The following is a 15,761-nucleotide window of genomic DNA, read 5'->3' on the forward strand; positions in this document are numbered from 1 at the left end:
CGGCACCCCTGAACCACTGGCCGAGGGAAGGATGAGGATCATTGGCTACCCATGACGGCAAGGGACGCGGCACGACCGCGACCAAGAACCCGCCCGGCAACCAGACCCCGAACACCCCCGACGTCGACGAGAGCGAGATCGCCCGGCTGAAGGTCGACGAGCTGCGCGAGCGGCTGCGCTCCCGGGGCGTCCGCGGAACCCGCGACATGCAGCACGACGCGCTGGTGAAGGCCCTGGTCAAGAGCCTGCGCGAGGAACACTCCGGCAAGGCCGGCGCGGGCTCGGCACGGGGCGGCGGCAAGGCCGGCGGCGGCGCGCGGACCGGCGCGCACACCTCCAGCTCGGTGCGGTACTCGCAGGAGATCACCTCCACCGACGACGAGCCGGAGCGCCCCGGCCGCAGCCTGGTCACCACCGACCACGACGTGATCCGCCGCTGGGCCGAGGCGCGCAAGGGCGTGCCGTGCACGGTCGAGGGCAGCGAGCACGACGGGCACGCGGGCGTGCTGCGCCTCGACTTCCCGGCCAACGGCCGGGAGAGCCGGCTCACCGAGATCAGCTGGGACGAGTGGTTCCGCGCCTTCGACGCGCGGCGGCTCAACTTCATCTACCAGGAGGAACGCTCCGACGGCCGGCAGAGCAACTTCTTCCGGCTGGAGAGCCCCGACCGCGAGGACGGCTGACGCGCCGGCCGTGACGAGGGAGGACATCGCGATGACCACCAAGGTCGAGAAAACCTCGAGGTACGGGTCCCGGTCCGCACCGCGTACCACCAGTGGACCCAGTTCGAGGAGTTCCCCCGGTTCATGGGCGGGGTCAAGGAGGTGCGCCAGCTCGACGACAAGCGGCTGCACTGGGTCGCCCAGATCGGCGGCGTCAAGCGCGAGTGGGACGCGCGGATCCTGGAGCAGGTGCCGGACCGCAAGGTGGCCTGGGCGGCCACCGAGGGCGCCACGAACGCCGGCGCGGTCTACTTCGAGCCGGTCGGCGCGGACCGCACCGCGGTCCGGCTCTCCCTGGAGTACGAGCCGGAGGGGCTGGTCGAGAAGGCCGGCGACGCGCTGCACCTGGTGGCGAAGCAGGCCGAGTCCGACCTGGAGAAGTTCCGTACCTTCATCGAGGGCCGGGGCGCCGAGACCGGCGCCTGGCGCGGTGCGGTGGACGACGGGCTGGCCCCGGGCACGCCCGGCATCGACGCCGCGGCGGCCTCCCGGGGGGACAGCGGCAAGGCCGGGGTGTCCGGCCCGGCGGTGGCGGCCGGCGCCGCCGTGGCCGGCGCGGGCATCGCCGCCGCCGCGGCCGCCCGGCACCGCGCCGACGGGGACCAGGACAGCGACCGTACGGCGACCGGCGAGCCCGAGTACGTGGTGACCGAGACCGAGGTGGTCCCGGTGACCGAGCCGACCGGCCACCCGACCGGCACCGAGCCGGGTCAGCGGTTCTGACCGGCCCGAGCCCGATCGGCCCCTGCCGGGCGTGGCAGGGGCCGATCGGCGTGCCGACCGCTCAGGAGACCTTGAAGCTGCGCGACGGGCTGTACGCCGTCGCGTGGTCCGAGTCACCCGGCTTGTACACCCGGTAGGAGTACGTGCCCCGGGCCGTCGGCTTGATCGAGAACGAGTACCCGCTCGTCGACGACAACGCCTTGCTGGTCTGGGTCTTCCACACCCCGGAGACCAGGCGCTGGAGATACACCGTCTGGCCCGCGTGACCCGGCGCGACACTCCCCGACAGGGCCACCGTGCCACCCAGCGGGAACGACGTCTTCGACAGGTTCGCGTACACCACCGGCGCCACCGACACCGACCGCACCGCACTGGGCGCCCCGATGAACCCACCGGAACCCCGGTACGTCCACATGTAGTCGACCGACCAGGACGGCTTGTGCGTGAACGCCACGTAGCCGACGCTGTTCGACGTCACCGTCGCCACCCGGGTGAACGTCGACGTGCCCTTGCGCCGGGCCATCAGCTCGACCGGCACACCGGCGATCGCCGCGCCGTTGTCCTTGCGCAGCACCTTGCCGGAGACCTGCACGGTCTTGCCGAACGTCAGCGACGTGACGCTGCTGGTGATGCTCGCCGTCGTCCCGGTCGCCCGGGCGGTCGCCACCGGGCTGAGCCGGCCGCTGCGGTCCTTCACCCACACCGCGAACGCGTACGAGGTGCCGGCGGTCAGGTTCGACGCCGTGACCGAGCTGCCCGTGCCGGCGTACACCGAGGTGCCGGCGGTGGGCGAGGTCGGCGGGGTGGTCCCCGCCGCCATCCGGACGATCACCTGGTCCAGGTCGGTGAGCGCCGGCAGCGTCCAGCTCAGGGCGACCCCACGGTAGACGCCCTTCGCGGTCAGCGCGGTGACCGCGCCCGGTGCGTTGTCGACGGTCTTGAAGATGCTGGAGTACGCCTCCGCCTGGGTCGCGCCGGAGGTGTCCCGCACCCCCTTGACCACGATCCGGTACGGGGTGTTGTCCAGCAGCGGCTTCGTCGGCACCAGCGTCACGGTGGACCCGTTGAGCGTGGCGGTGGTCGCCACGGTCGAGCCGGTCTTGCCGCTGACCAGCTTGACGGTGCCGGCGTTTACCGAATCCGGCGCCACCGGGCGGGCGAAGGTGACCTTCGGGGCGGTGGTGAGCGCCTGCCCGCCGACGAACGGGGCCGGCGTCACGTCCCGCACCCAGAGCTGCTCGCCGCCCGGGGTGACCACACCGGGCTCGCCGGTTGAGGTGGTGAGGGAGTAGGCGCGGGCGTCCCGCGATCCGTTGTAGTTGCGCACCGACAGGTAGTAGGTGCCCGCGTCCAGGGTGGCCGCGATGGTCTCCAGGTCGCCGGGGCCGTAGGTGTCGACCTCGTTGATCAGCTTCAGGTCGGCGTCGTAGAGCGCCAGCACCGGGTCGGTGCTCTGGGCCACCGTGTCCACGACGGCCGGCGGGTTGACCCGGCCGACCCACATCTGCGGGGCGGCCAGCGAGAACCGGTACCAGTCGATGTCACCCTCGATGCCGATCGTGCCGGTCGCCGAGGTGCCCAGCGCGGTCGCCCGGGCCGGGGTGTCGTTGGTGTCCCCCACCGACGGCGCGGTCAGCTCCGGGGCCCACCGTCCGCCCACCGCGGCGTACGCGTCGACCAGGCCGTAGCCGTAGTAGGGGTCGATGCCGCGCGGGCCGGCGTCCCGGGCGCTCCACCGCAGCCGGTTCATCACGTCGGCCGGCTTGAACGTCGGGTACTTGGCGCGTACCAGCGCCGCGATGCCGGACACCAGCGGCGCGGAGAACGACGTGCCGGGGAGTTCGAACCAGTAGGAGTTGTTCGCGTCGTACCCGGTGGAGACGACGTCCCAGCCGGTGGCCGAGACGTCGACCCAGTCGCCGGAGGAGCTGAAGTCGGTGAGCCGGCTGCCGTGGTCGACGGCGGCCACCGCCAGGACCTCCGGGTACGCCGCCGGGTACTGCGGCGTGTCGTCGCCGGCGTTGCCGGCGGCGGCGATCACCACCACACCCTTGCTGTAGGCGTACTTCACCGCGTCGTGCAGCACCGGGCTGTCGCCCGGACCGCCCAGCGACAGGTTGATCACCTTGGCGCCCTTGTCGGTGGCCCAGATGATGCCCCGCGCGATGTTCGAGTCGTTGCCGCTGCCCTGGTTGTTCAGGACCTTGACCGGCATGACCCGGGCGGTCCAGGCGGCGCCGGCGATGCCCTTGCTGTTGTTGGTGTTCGCCGCCGCGATTCCGGCCACCAGCGTGCCGTGACCGAAGTCGTCCTGGAAACTCGCGGTCGTGGTCGAGTTCGTGATCGCGTTGTAGCCGGGCACGGTCCGGCCCGTCAGGTCCTCGTGCGTGGTCCGCACGCCGGAGTCCAGCACGGCGATGACCTGGGCGGTGGAGCCCTTGCTGACGTCCCACGCCTGCGGCAGCCGCAGCGACTTCAGGTAATTCTGGTCGCCGTAGTAGTAGCCCGGGTCGTTCGGGTTGGCGGTGGCCTGCCGCTGGTAGTCCAGCGAGACGCTGGCGACGGCCGGGTCCTTGCCCAGCGCGGCCAGCAGCTCGGTGGCCGACCCGTCGGTCTCCACCTTCACATAACCGGTGCGCCCCACCTCGGAGGCGATCCGGGCGGACCGGCGGGACAGCGCCTTGTCCTTCGCCGACCGGGCGGCGCCCGGCTTGAACTTCACGAGGACCGCGTGCGGATCGTACGCGCGCTGCGCCCCCTTGCCGGGGCGCTCCTGGCGCGGTGACTGCTTGCTGTCGAGCTTCTGGTCGGGTGACGGCGCGGCCTGGGCGGCGGACATCGCGGGGAGCATCGTCCCCGCGAGAGCCATGGCGAGCGCGGCCACCGCCGAACGGCGGAGTGCCAAGAAAAACCCCCGTATAGGGCGGGCCCGGGATGGGCTCATGTGCCTCGCCGGCCCGGTGGGGCCGACGGATGACCGCAGTTTGCCAGGCATCGATCCCACCAGGCCAGCACCGAACGGCCAGTGTCCGACCTGGCCGTTGGGACGGTACCGTTCCGTCGCTCCCGAGGCGGGTCAGCGCGGGCCCGTCCACTCGGGAGCAAGCAGCGACCAGATCTCGGTGTCGTGGCGTACGCCCTGGTAGTGGAACTGCTCGCGGAGCGTGCCGTCGAGGCGCATGCCGAGCCGGCGGGCGACGTTGCTGCTGGCGGTGTTCTCCGGACGGCAGTGCCACTCGACCCGGTGGATGCCCCGCACCCGGACCGCCCAGTCGACCAGCCGCGCCGCCGCCCGGGTGACCAGGCCCCGGCCCTGCCCGGCGGGCTCCGCCCAGCAGCCGATCTCGCAGTTGCCGCCGGCGACGTCGAAGGCGACGAACATGACCCCGCCGACGAGGGTGCCGTCGAGCCAGATGCCGTACAGCCGGCCGGCGTCGCGGGCGGCGAGGTCGGCGTACCGCTGGAGGGTGGCGCGGGCCGAGTCGAGGTCGGTGCTCCGGCTGGCCCACGGGATCCAGGGGTCCACGGTGGCCCGGGCCCGGTCCAGGTGGGCGAGGAACTCCTCGGCCTGCCACGGCTCCAGGGGGCGCAGCTCGGCTCGGTCGTGCAGCGTGATCGCGAACATCCGCGCACTCTATGCGCGCATGCAAGGAGGGTGCCCTTATTAACGCCTGCGGTATAGCAGGGGCCCCCTGTTAACGCGCCACGGCCGGCGCGGCCCAGCCGCCCGTCCGGCGCGGCCCAACCGTCAACGCGCCACCGTCGGCGCGGCCCAGACGCCCGGCGGGTGCGGCGGGAGTCGCAGGTCGGTGAGGACTCCGAAATGGTCGCTGGCCCACACCTCGTCGACCGGCTCGGCGAAGACCCGCCGGCAGTCCGCCACGTCGAGGGTCGGCCCGTGCGCACCGCACCGGACCAGCACATAGTCGATCCGACGGCCCCGGTCCAGCGGCATCAGCCCCGACCGGACCAGCGGGTTGTCCGGCGAGAAGGTGTGCCCCGGCTCGTCGCCCCGGACCGCCGCCCAGCAGTCCTGGTAGCAGACGCTGACGCCGGCCAGCGACTGCCGGCCGGTCCAGAACCGGACGCTGGCCGCGTCGGGTGCCGCGTCAAAGTCGCCCAGCACCACCACGTGCGGCTCGGCGTCCGGACCGTGCGGGTCGAGCCGTTCGGGTCGCCGCTCGGCGACGACCTCCTCGAGGTAGCGGGCCGTGCGCACCGCCTGCAACTCCCGCTCGTGCTCGGCGTCGTACTGCCAGGTCGGCTTGTGGTGGGCGACGATCACCGGGCCCAGCGGCGGCGGCGCCGCCACCTCCACCACGACGGCGGCACTCCACGGCAGGGCGGCGGTGCGCGGCGCCACGTGCAGGTCCAGCACCCCGAGGGTACGCATCGGCCACCGGCTGGCCAGCACGGCGCCGACCCCGTCGGCCGACCGGCCCGGGTGCGGCACCAGGTGATGCTCCGGCCCGAGCAGGTCGCCGGCCTCGTCCAACTCCCCGCCGCCGGCCACCTCCTGCAACGCCACCACGTCCGGCCGCAACGCGCGCAGCCCCTCGACCAGCACCGACCGGCGGCGTGGCCAGTCGGCGAAGAACGGCGCGAGCGTGTTCAGCGTGAGCACCCGCAGGGTGGTCTCCGACATTCCGCCATCCTGGGTCCGCTGCCGCCCGCCGGCAACCGGACGGGCCCGGCTCCATCCCGCCGCCGGCGGGACCCGGGCGGGCCGACACGATCGGCAGGACGGGGCCTAAATCCCTGGTCCGCCCGCAGGCGCATCGCCGATGATTACGGTCATGGCCACGTCCGGCAGAGCTGACCTCTTCCCCCGAGGGGCGGTCGACGGCCAGCGAGGGGGCAACGCCGCCTCGCTCCGGGCGACGGCACATGCCCTGGCGAGGGTCGAGTCCGCCGCGGCGGTGGTGCTCGTCGAGGGCATCAGCGACCAGATCGCCCTGGAGGCGGCCGCGGCGGGCCGGGGCCGGGACCTCGCGGCGGACCGGGTCGTCATCGTGCCGATGGGTGGGGCGCACGCGATCGGCCGCTTCCTGACCAGGCTGGCACCCCTCGGCGACCGGGTACGACTCGGCGGCCTCTGCGACCTGCTCGAGGAGGAGATCTTCCGGCGCGGCCTGGCGACGGCCCGGGTCGGTTCGCCCCGTACCCGCGCCGACCTGGAGCGCCTCGGGTTCCACGTCTGCGTCAAGGATCTGGAGGACGAGCTGATCCGCGCCCTGGGCGTACCGGGCGTGGAGGCGGTCCTCGACGCGCGGGGCGACCTCCGCTCGTTCCGCTCGTTCCAGAGCCAGCCCGCCTGGGGCGGCCGCGATCCCGAAGCGCAGCTGCACCGCTTCCTGCGCAGCAGCTCGCGCCGCCACCAGCGCTACATCCGGCTGCTGGTCGAGGCGGCAGTCGACCGGGACGTCCTGCCCCGGCCGCTCGACGGGCTGCTCGCGGCCGTCTGATGCTTCAGGCGGCTCCCGAGCGCCCCCCGCCGCCGGTCGCCCGGTCGTAGGCTCCTGGCGATGAGATGGCTACCGGACCGGCGCCGGGATCTCGCCGGATGGGTGGTGACGCCGCTGCTCACCCTGGTGGCGGCCCCGGTGCTGGCCTGCGCCGCCGGGCTCCTGGCAAGCCTCCTTCACCCCTCCCCCCACTCGCCGGCGCTGTGTCAGCAGGCGCTGGCCGACAACAGGTGTGAGGAGACCACCCTCCGGGTGATCGGCGGGCACGTGGCGATCGCGGGCGGGCTGTGGCTGCTGCTCTGGGTGGTCCCCTGGTGGCGAGGTCTTCGTCCGCTGCGCATCCTGCTCGCGGTCGCCGCGACCGTCGTTCTCGCGCTGCTACCGGTGCGGATGGCCGCCTGACCGGACGTCACGCATTCCCGGGGCAGACCGGCCGACCGGCCAGGAATCGGCCGAGACGGCCGTCGCTCAGGGCGCAGTCGTCGACTGCAGAGCCTGGAATCGGCGGTCGAACCAGTCTTTGAAAATGCCGATCACGTACGGGTCACGGATCTGCAGGCCGGTGTAGGCGGTCATCTCCGGGATGCTCACGACGACCAGCCGGTCACTCAGACCCTGGATCCGGATGGCATTGTCACCACCTTCGACGAGGTGAGCGGAGGCGATCGGGTCGAAGATGCTTCTGAATTCCGCCAGCGTGGGAGCGTACCTGTTCACGATGATCCGGAAGGACACCCCCTGCCCGGCCGCCTTCAGGACGGCGTCCCGCACCGCTTCGGTGTAGTGGTCACAGCCGACGCACTGGCCCCAGATCGTATCTCCCGGCCGAGTGTCCTTATACATCGCGCCCAATGCCTTGACCAGTGGGTCGCGGGTGAGGAACAGGGTCGCCTTCCGGTCGCCGCCCGCCAGCTGGTCGAGCTTCACCCGGTTTTCTTTCACCTTCTGCCGGATCGTGATGATGCTCAGCGTCACCGTGGCGAGGCCGAAGAAGATCTGCACGCCGTACTGGATGATCCACGCCTTCAAGGACGCTCCTCACTCGACCCCTGCAACACCGCGGACTCCGCTACTCCGCATATCCGGGCTCGCCCCTGATCGGTGCCGACAAGCAGCCATCGATGGTATTCCGCGCTGGCCGCGGGCTCCACATATGACTTCGCCTTGACCAGGCGGGCTGGTCGGGCGTAGCCGTCGTAGCCGAACGCCTCCCGGAAGTGGCGCGCACCCTCGGCGTCAGCACTGTGCGCGGCACCTTGGGCCTCGGACCTGGCCAGCCATTCCGCCAACTCCTCCCATCGCCCGTTGGAGTGGGTTCGCACCTCCCCGGAGGAGTGCACCAGGCGCGCGGCCACCAGGGTTGAGTCAGCTATGACCACCGTCGCCCAACTCCAGCGGCGAAACGCCTCGGACATCGGCAGGGTGCCCCAGTTCCGGTCATGGTAGGCGTGACCCGCGGCCCGGTGCTCAGCCCCCGCGAACGCGATCCACGCCCGGGACGGTCCATGTGGCAGCCGTACCTGCCACCTGGCAGACCTCGCGCCCCCGTGGCTGCTGGCGATCTCACCGTCCACGGGCCCCCACGGGCCGCAGGACCTGCCCATTCGGATGTCGAGCGACAGGGCGGCGGTGCCGACACGTATCCGGAGGCCGTCCTCCTGCTCCGCGACGATGTCATCGACCGACAGACGCCCGTCTTCGGCGAGCGAGATCCGGTCGATCGGGACGGCCCAGCTTTCCCGTGCCGTCCCACCGACGTCGTAGAAATGGACCGACATCCTCGGCGAACCCCTGCCACCGCCGAGAATGTTGGTCGCCTGAACCGTCACCACGATGGCGAATTCGTCGGACACGTGCTGGAAATACCACCACCCGAACGACCTGTCATCGCCGGACTTCATGTCGCGGCTTCCGCGGGCTACGGGGCCCGGCCCCACCGTCTCCACCGGCCGCCCCTCCCCGCCGGCGAGACGGCCGCCGGCACAGGTCCACTGTGGCAACCCGGGGCCACCGGCACTACCGGCGCACGACGCGCCTACCGGGGTGGCCAACCGAGTCGAGACCGCTGGTGACGGCAGCCGGACGGACGCCTGATGCCTCGCTCGCCACTCGGTGTGGCCCCATCGGGCCATCCGGAAGCGGGCCGCAGGACCGTGCGGTCGCACGCGAATAAACCCGGCGACATCGCTGGTCGTCCCCGCCATAATGGCCGGCGTGGAGGAGGTTGAGGTCGTCGTCGCCCACAACGAGCGCGCGACCCTGCGCGTCGGTGACGTGTTCCTGAAGGTCGACGCCGATCAGACGCGCCTGGACGTCGAGGTCGAGGCGATGGCCATCGCGCCGATCCCGACGCCGGAGGTGCTGTGGCGAAAGCCGCCCGCGCTCGCGCTCGCCGCCCTGCCGGGGACGGCACTCGGCCGCCTCGGCGAGCCGTCGACCGCGTCGCCGGCCGCGTGGGCCGCGGCGGGTGCCGCCGTACGGAAGCTGCACGACGCCCCGCTGCCACCCTGGCAGGGCCGCCACCTCGACGGGTTGGCGCCCCGCCTCGACAGTGAGTGCGAGTGGCTCGTCACGAACGGACTCCTCGCCGCCGACCTGGTCGCCCGCAATCGCCGGGTCGCCGAGGCCGCGCTCCGGCCGTGGACGCCGGTGTTCATGCACGGCGACCTGCAGCTCACCCATGTGTTCGTCGAGGACGACGAGATCACCGGCGTGCTCGACTGGTCCGAGGCAGGCTGGGGCGACGCCCTGTACGACCTCGCCATCCTGACGCTCGGGCACGAGGAGCGGCTCGGTCACGTCCTCGCCGGCTACGGCACCGACGTCGACCTCGACGTGATCCGCGCGTGGTGGTCGATGCGAAGCCTGCTGGCGATCCGCTGGCTGGCCGAGCACGGCTTCGACCCGGCCGCGCCGGGCTGCGAGGTCGACGTGCTGAAAGCCCGGATGTGAGGCCGGTCGGCGCTAATCCTCGGTCGGCGACGCGTGAAACCACCGCCGGGACGCCGCGGGCACCAGCAACAGACCGACGACGACGCAGGCACCGAGGATCTGCAGCAACCCGGACGCGTCAGCCTTGCTGACCGTGATCACGCCGTACCCCGCGGTGGCCGTCGCGAGCACGGTTGCCCAGAACCGGGCGCGCCCGCTGCCACGCCACAGGCCGTAGGCCAACGCCAGGAGCAGAAGCACCCCGACCAACCCGGCCGCGACGGAGGAACCATTGAACATCCTCGACGCCGAGAAGGCGGCCGCCACGAGCAGGACCACGGAGGCGGCGGCGACCGGCACCGGAACGCGTCGCCGACCCTGCTCGATCATCGGCTCATGGTAGGGCTCGTGCACCAGGGGCCACCAGCACCGGCCGCCGGCCCTCGATCAGCGCCCGGCGGCGTCGACCTCGGAAACGGCAAAGCCCAGGTCATCGACCTGGGCTTCATACCGAGCCGCCTGACGGAATCGAACCGTCGACCTACGCATTACAAGTCGGTCGCCGGCCCCTGTTCCGAGCGGCGCTGCTGTGGCTGACTGGATGCCCGGGTCCGTGATCGTCCGCCCATGCTCGCCGGCTTGGCTGCTCAATTGGCTGCTCGCCTCATCGACGCCCTCTTGCGCATCGGCATAACCCGGTGCTAGTCCTTCACCGATGGGTAACGCACCTGGGCCATGGACCAGTTACCTAGACGGGCATCGTTCGTGGGCCGGTAGCGTGCGGTCAGGCGCCAAGCCGTATCGGTCAGGTCGGCAACGAACCTCGCGCCGAGACCGCCTTGATTGTCACCGACGTTGAACAGTGAACCGGCGATCCGCCGCCAGATCTCCGGCTTCTCTCCACCGAAGAACATGATCAGATAGGTGCAGAAGGTTGCGATCGTGTAGCCAGGGTTGTTCGCAGGCGCTGGATCTCGGCGGTAGTGGGCCAAGTGGCCCATCTTCTCGTAGATGTAGTGCAGGTCTACGCCGTTGGCCCTGGCAACGACTTCCCAGAAGTCTTGATCGTCTGGCCCTGGAAGCATCGCTAACAACCGGTACAGGTGGACATGGTCTGGATCTTGTGGCATCTGGTCAGGGTATGACCACAAGTGGGTGACGGCAGCCCCTAACCGCTTGCCCGCTACTGGCGGCACTCACCGTCGCAGCCGTCGTCCATCCCCGGTCCCGCCCTCTCGCTTACGAGCCGGTTGCAGTGAGAGCCGCGCGTCTGACCTTGGTCGCCGCCGTTGATGTAAATAGCTGCTGTCAGCTGCCCATGACGGAGAGCGACAACTCCGAGCTGTTGGCGCCTAGTCCTGCGCCTAGATTTACGTGTTGGCATGGGTAAAATCCGGGCGTGGTGGACTCCCAGGTGGCTCAGCTTCGCGCGGCTCTCAGTAGAGACGAGATAGCTGAGCTGGAGCGGCTCGGGATCCCGGTTGACTTGGCGCCTGGAACTGTCCTTTTTGCCGAGGGCGACACCACCACCCACGCTGTGTTAATCAGACACGGCCAGGTCAAGGTGGTCTCTACTGGCCCACATGGCCAGGAAGTGGTACTAGCCACCCGGGGGCCCGGCGAGGTCGTGGGCGAGATGGCCCCGCTCGACCACCGGCCCAGGTCGGCAACTGTGGTAGCCGTGACGCCTGTGCAAGCAGCAATCGTTAGCGACGACACCTTCAACGACTTCCTGGACACACACCCCCGCGTCATGCGATTCCTGCTTCAGCAGGTGGTCCAAAGGCTGCGCGACTCGGATCACGGCCGAGTGGATCTAGCTACCCTGACTGTCGCGGCCAGGGTGGCGGCGACGCTGCTGGAGCTTGCCGTCAGATCCCCGGCGTCGGCCCACTCTGAGGCCGAGAAGTACATGGTCCCCGACATCTCACAGACCGAGCTTGCGGGCTACGTGGGAGCCTCCCGTGAGGCAGTTGCCAAGGTTCTGAGGGATTTCCGGTCCAAGGGGATGATCACGACGGCCAGACGAGCCATCACGATCGATGATGCTGCTGCCCTCCGAGCCATATCCGCCGGCAGCACGTAAGAAGGCCACGGGTTTTGGTACTTCTTCACACTAGTAAGGGGTCGTAGTACCATTGGGGTCCCGGTGTCCTGCCGGCCACCGGAGGGAGGGACCCCATGTACAAGCGCGGCACCTACACGATCTTTGGCCTGGACATCGAGGAGTTTCATCGCGAGGACCGCGACCTCGCGACACAAGAAGCCCTGCGGGCCGAGCTGATGCACATCCTCGACAGGGCGCTTGAAGACGGCGGCCTGCACTCCGCTGCGGACATCCTCGATCGTGGCGACGGGGCTCTCGTAATCATGTCGTGCAGACCCCTGGAGGTACTGACGCAGGTCGTACCGCGCCTGACGTCGCTTCTCGATGACTACAACCGTGGTCGGCCCTCTCGCCTGGTCCTGCGGCTCCGCCTCGCCCTTCATGTGGGGTTGACGTCCTACGACGGGCGAGGGTATATCGGGCGAGATCTGACCTTTGCCGTTCGCATGCTCGGCTCGGAAACCATGCGGCGCCAGCTTGCGACCACCACTCGGCCGATCGTGCTGGCAGTGTCCGACCAGGTGCGAGACCTCGCGGAGACAGCAAGATCGGAGGGGCCAGAGTCGCTCCCCAAGTTTGGCTCGCTCGAGTTCAAGAACAAGGAGACACAGGCGACAGCCTGGACCGCCCAGTTGGGGCGATCGGTTCCCGCCTGGAGGGCCGCGTGATCTTCTCCGCCCAGCGCGTCTCGCGCCCAAACAAGATCACATGCGGCACGCCCTGTCGCTCTGGGTGGCAGGGCAAACACTCAATGCTACGCCTCAGAAGGTGACAGGCGTCTCAGACACGCCGACGGGTGTCGAAGACAGGACAGACGTAGCCCGCTGGTAGTCTCACGTTCATCGGTAATCACAGTTAAAACATAGGAGGGCTGACGAAGGGGCAGGTCAAAGCGCACTTGTAGCCGCAGGTGCAGACCGATGAGGCCCCTCAGCCACAACCTGGTGCCGTCACTTACGACAGCCGGCCATCTCAGAGAACGATCAGGAGACGCGATGAAGCACCTCCAGTACTCGGGCGACGAGCCCACCCCCACCAACGCTCGCCTCTTCAGCCCGGTTTCGATCCCGATGCAGGCGCGCAACGTCCAGCCGGACGGGACCAAGGAGCGAACCCCTCGTCGAACGAAGAAGGCGAACAAGCGGCGCTCCCCCGCCGCGGGCATGCCGGCGGTGAACCCGAGCGACCCGGCCACTCCCAACCAGGCCAAGAAGGACCCCAACCGGCGCCGCTCCACGTCCTGCAAGCCGGCGGCGAACCCGAGCAACCCGGCCACTCCCAACCAGGCCAAGAAGGAGCCCAACCGGCGCCGCTCCGTCCAGGGCGCCCCCGAGCAGAAGCGGGCCACTCGCTCAGAAGAGTCGCCTAGCCGACACGCTCGCCGCAGCGGCAAGCAGCGGAGCCAGCCGGAGCGCGAGCTCGAACGGCGGCAGAAGAACCGGAAGTCTTTCCCGCACGGCCTCGTGCTCCGCTACTTGACGGTCGGGGTTCCCCTGCTGGGCGGTCTCGCGGCGGTGCTGCGCGCCTGCTGACAACGCGTCCGAGGTGGGCTGGCGAGGGCCTGGTCCACCTCGGCGCCCAGCATCGGCACTGGCCAGGACCCAATCCCATCACTTTACGCGTAACGGCACCCGGTAGCCGCCGGGTGCCGTCACTTACTCCAGCCGGCCATCTCAAGAGCGAGCTAGGAGCTGTGCCCAAGGCTACCTGCGCCTTTTTGTAGGGATGGGCAGATTATAGTGAGAGTTTCGACACGCGGTAGTGCGCAAGTTTCATATGGCGAAACTTTTGAATGAGATCACAGCCGACCCTGCCGTCTGAGGTGCACGTCTCGCCGAGAGGTCAAGTATTCAGATACTTGAAGTTCCACTATGGTGTCTGCAACGGGCCGTTACCTGGAGGTCGCATACGGTGTTGCGCCCTTGGAGCTGCTACGAGCCTCCACCTCCGCATCAGTCGCTCAAAGGTGAGCTACATGACTTAGGCCCTGACGCACGAGGCGGCTTTGTTGATCTCGTGCGTGCCTACATGTTCGAAGACCTCCGCGAGGGGGACGAAGTAGAGCACCCGATCCACGTGTACTGGCTCACAGGCAGGACCAGGACCTACGGCGTGCTCTACGCCACAGCGCACCGAAGTCGACTGGCGGCATGGGGACTTCGCGCGTTTGCGGCGGTCCAACGAGGAGAAGTTCCTCATCGGGAACTAGAGATAGCGCAAGATCGACTGACCGAGTGGCTGATCCGCTCCAGGGAGAGGTGAGTTAAGTTTGATGGCGACCCCTTCCCCTAGGCGACCGACGCCTGTCATCATCGGTGTTAACCGATGCCGGCTCGGGGTCCAGGCGAGCTGGGACGGAGGAGACTCACGATGACCAACAACGAGGGCCACCGGGACAGAGACGTCTCCAAGCGCAGCGCCCGCCGGCGGGCCGACCTGTTCGAACAAGCGTTGGCATTGCAGGAGGCGCTTGATCGCGAGCTGCTGAACGATCCGGACGCCCGCGCTGAGTACGAAGATGCGCGGCGCCGGCGAACGCTTTTCAAGACTTTTGCCTGGGCAAGACGTTACAAGCAGATGAGCCAGGCAGATATCGCGCGGATCATGGAAACGTCGCAGTCGGCGATCTCCGACATTGAACAGGGCCAGAAGGATCCGCGTCTCTCGACTCTTCAGCGGCTCGCTAGAGCTCTGGGCTTTGAGCTTCGTGTTCACCTCTCAATGGGGCCGTGGGTAATTTTGTACTCCTGGAAGGCCAGAGATTTAGCATACGGCACGTCTGCTCAAGAAATGCGTATCATGCACGAGGCGGATGACCTGTGGATTGCCGTGATTCAAAACCAGCGTGAGTCAGACGGCCATGAGCAAGACATCTCAGTCCGCCGCCTTAATGTTGAGCCTGTCTCAGTGCGGGCGCCAGGCGAGGACAACTTTCTTACGAGAGGCGACTTGGACCAGCTTTGCCTAAGCCATTCCCCCATGTCTGCGCTACCCTCCGTTGCTGGCTGAGATGTCGAAGTCACCCGCCGATCGACCATCCGATGCGGACAAGGTAGCAAACGTCGCGTCGATCGTGGACCTTCGCCTTCGGAATATCGAAGGCGATTTGGTAACGCCTAGCCCTCGTTTGCCTCTCTCCGTTGAATCGGAGATTTTGCCAACCATGGTTCGCCTTGGCGACTCAGCAGCGGTTTATCACGTAACGTACCAACTGCAGGCGCTTTCCGCAGACGGGAAGTCGGTAGCGTTTCGGGCAGCCTTGACTATGAGCGCGGTGTTCGACTTTAGCGACCCCTCATTGACCGATGAAGAGTTGCAGAAATTCGGCATGGGAGGCGTTCTCGACCTCGTTCATCCCTACGTTCGTGAGCAAGTGCATAGTCTCACTGCGCGCATGGGTCTTCCTCCCCTCCTGCTAGATGTAAAGGCTCCGAGTCCCTAGAGGCGAATTTTGCTTTCCGCACGATGGGCTGCTGCCCGGCCGCGATGGCAATTGGTTTTTCGTGAGGAGGCGCGTCGTCAGCTGCTGGCCCTGCCATCTCGGTGTTTCTATCGATCCAGGGCGCCGTTTGATGCCGTTCGCCGGCGGAGCTTGACCCCGGGGCGCAGCGCCTGCTGCAAACGGCTGGCCGCACCTCACCTAGCCGGAGCGAGATAGGGCGCCGAGACACCCACCGTCATCAATGAGGTCGGCTATCGTGCCCACTGGACGGCGAAGCGGCCGCCAGGATCATCGGGCTACTCGCCGTGCTGGCCATTTTCAGGCGGCTAGCGCAGGGCGGTGCGATCCCGCCCCGAGTCGAGCAGTCCCAC

General features: G+C 68.8%; 16 protein-coding genes and 1 pseudogene. 10 read left to right on the forward strand and 7 right to left on the reverse strand.

Features of this window, described 5'->3' with window-relative positions; translation table 11 throughout:
• Window positions 1-41 precede the first annotated feature (41 nt).
• Window positions 42-683, forward strand: a complete 642-nt coding sequence (locus K7640_RS08185) for a hypothetical protein (protein WP_222954100.1) — start codon at window positions 42-44, stop codon at window positions 681-683.
• 48 nt (window positions 684-731) lie between these two features.
• Window positions 732-1,163 (forward strand): annotated as a pseudogene (locus K7640_RS30060) (SRPBCC family protein); the annotation flags it as partial.
• 343 nt (window positions 1,164-1,506) lie between these two features.
• On the opposite strand, the gene K7640_RS08195 reads toward K7640_RS30060, so the two are convergent.
• From K7640_RS08195 to K7640_RS08205, 3 genes are all read right to left on the reverse strand, one after another.
• Entirely contained in the window at window positions 1,507-4,284 is a 2,778-nt protein-coding gene (locus K7640_RS08195) for a S8 family serine peptidase (RefSeq protein ID WP_222954101.1), read from the reverse strand.
• A gap of 237 nt (window positions 4,285-4,521) precedes the next feature.
• Window positions 4,522-5,070 (reverse strand): GNAT family N-acetyltransferase, encoded by a 549-nt coding sequence (locus tag K7640_RS08200; protein ID WP_222954102.1) that lies wholly within the window; start codon window positions 5,068-5,070, stop codon window positions 4,522-4,524.
• A 123-nt stretch (window positions 5,071-5,193) separates the two neighbouring features.
• On the reverse strand, window positions 5,194-6,090 hold the full coding sequence (locus tag K7640_RS08205; protein ID WP_222954103.1) for an endonuclease/exonuclease/phosphatase family protein: 897 nt from the start codon (window positions 6,088-6,090) through the stop codon (window positions 5,194-5,196).
• Window positions 6,091-6,241: 151 nt separating this feature from the next.
• Here K7640_RS08205 and K7640_RS08210 point away from each other — a divergent pair, with 151 nt between their 5' ends.
• Together K7640_RS08210 and K7640_RS08215 are read left to right on the forward strand one after the other, a co-directional pair.
• A complete protein-coding gene (locus K7640_RS08210; RefSeq protein WP_255608384.1) occupies window positions 6,242-6,910 on the forward strand; it encodes a TOPRIM nucleotidyl transferase/hydrolase domain-containing protein in 669 nt (222 codons plus the stop codon).
• Window positions 6,911-6,970: 60 nt separating this feature from the next.
• Entirely contained in the window at window positions 6,971-7,312 is a 342-nt protein-coding gene (locus K7640_RS08215; protein ID WP_222954104.1) for a hypothetical protein, read from the forward strand.
• Between the two features lie 66 nt (window positions 7,313-7,378).
• Here the strand turns inward: K7640_RS08215 and K7640_RS08220 are convergent, their stop codons facing one another.
• Complete coding sequence (locus tag K7640_RS08220) at window positions 7,379-7,939, reverse strand: hypothetical protein (RefSeq protein ID WP_222954105.1); 561 nt, start codon at window positions 7,937-7,939, stop codon at window positions 7,379-7,381.
• Complete coding sequence (locus tag K7640_RS08225) at window positions 7,936-8,811, reverse strand: hypothetical protein (RefSeq protein WP_222954106.1); 876 nt, start codon at window positions 8,809-8,811, stop codon at window positions 7,936-7,938. The genes K7640_RS08220 and K7640_RS08225 overlap by 4 nt, the downstream gene beginning before the upstream one ends.
• Window positions 8,812-9,115: 304 nt before the next feature.
• On the opposite strand from K7640_RS08225, the gene K7640_RS08230 reads away from it, so the two are divergent.
• Window positions 9,116-9,862 carry an aminoglycoside phosphotransferase family protein gene (locus tag K7640_RS08230; protein WP_222954107.1) on the forward strand — a complete coding sequence of 249 codons (747 nt, stop codon included), beginning with the start codon at window positions 9,116-9,118 and terminating at the stop codon, window positions 9,860-9,862.
• Window positions 9,863-9,874: 12 nt separating this feature from the next.
• On the opposite strand, the gene K7640_RS08235 is transcribed toward K7640_RS08230, so the two are convergent.
• The gene (locus K7640_RS08235; RefSeq protein ID WP_222954108.1) at window positions 9,875-10,231 is read right to left on the reverse strand and encodes a hypothetical protein; all 357 of its coding nucleotides are present in this window, start codon (window positions 10,229-10,231) and stop codon (window positions 9,875-9,877) included.
• Between the two features lie 311 nt (window positions 10,232-10,542).
• Window positions 10,543-10,971, reverse strand: a complete 429-nt coding sequence (locus tag K7640_RS08240) for a hypothetical protein (RefSeq protein WP_222954109.1) — start codon at window positions 10,969-10,971, stop codon at window positions 10,543-10,545.
• Between the two features lie 269 nt (window positions 10,972-11,240).
• On the opposite strand from K7640_RS08240, the gene K7640_RS08245 reads away from it, so the two are divergent.
• The 5 genes from K7640_RS08245 to K7640_RS30955 all read left to right on the forward strand — a co-directional run bounded on the left by K7640_RS08245 (window position 11,241) and on the right by K7640_RS30955 (window position 15,390).
• Window positions 11,241-11,927, forward strand: a complete 687-nt coding sequence (locus K7640_RS08245; protein ID WP_222954110.1) for a Crp/Fnr family transcriptional regulator — start codon at window positions 11,241-11,243, stop codon at window positions 11,925-11,927.
• A 95-nt stretch (window positions 11,928-12,022) separates the two neighbouring features.
• On the forward strand, window positions 12,023-12,616 hold the full coding sequence (locus tag K7640_RS08250) for a hypothetical protein (protein ID WP_222954111.1): 594 nt from the start codon (window positions 12,023-12,025) through the stop codon (window positions 12,614-12,616).
• Window positions 12,617-12,943: 327 nt separating this feature from the next.
• The gene (locus K7640_RS08255; protein WP_222954112.1) at window positions 12,944-13,480 is read left to right on the forward strand and encodes a hypothetical protein; all 537 of its coding nucleotides are present in this window, start codon (window positions 12,944-12,946) and stop codon (window positions 13,478-13,480) included.
• An 838-nt stretch (window positions 13,481-14,318) separates the two neighbouring features.
• A complete protein-coding gene (locus K7640_RS08260) occupies window positions 14,319-14,957 on the forward strand; it encodes a helix-turn-helix domain-containing protein (protein WP_222954113.1) in 639 nt (212 codons plus the stop codon).
• A gap of 154 nt (window positions 14,958-15,111) precedes the next feature.
• Window positions 15,112-15,390 carry a protein-export chaperone SecB gene (locus tag K7640_RS30955; RefSeq protein ID WP_374198072.1) on the forward strand — a complete coding sequence of 93 codons (279 nt, stop codon included), beginning with the start codon at window positions 15,112-15,114 and terminating at the stop codon, window positions 15,388-15,390.
• Window positions 15,391-15,761 lie beyond the last annotated feature (371 nt).

The organism is Micromonospora sp. PLK6-60, assembly GCF_019890675.1.
Classification (GTDB): domain Bacteria; phylum Actinomycetota; class Actinomycetes; order Mycobacteriales; family Micromonosporaceae; genus Micromonospora.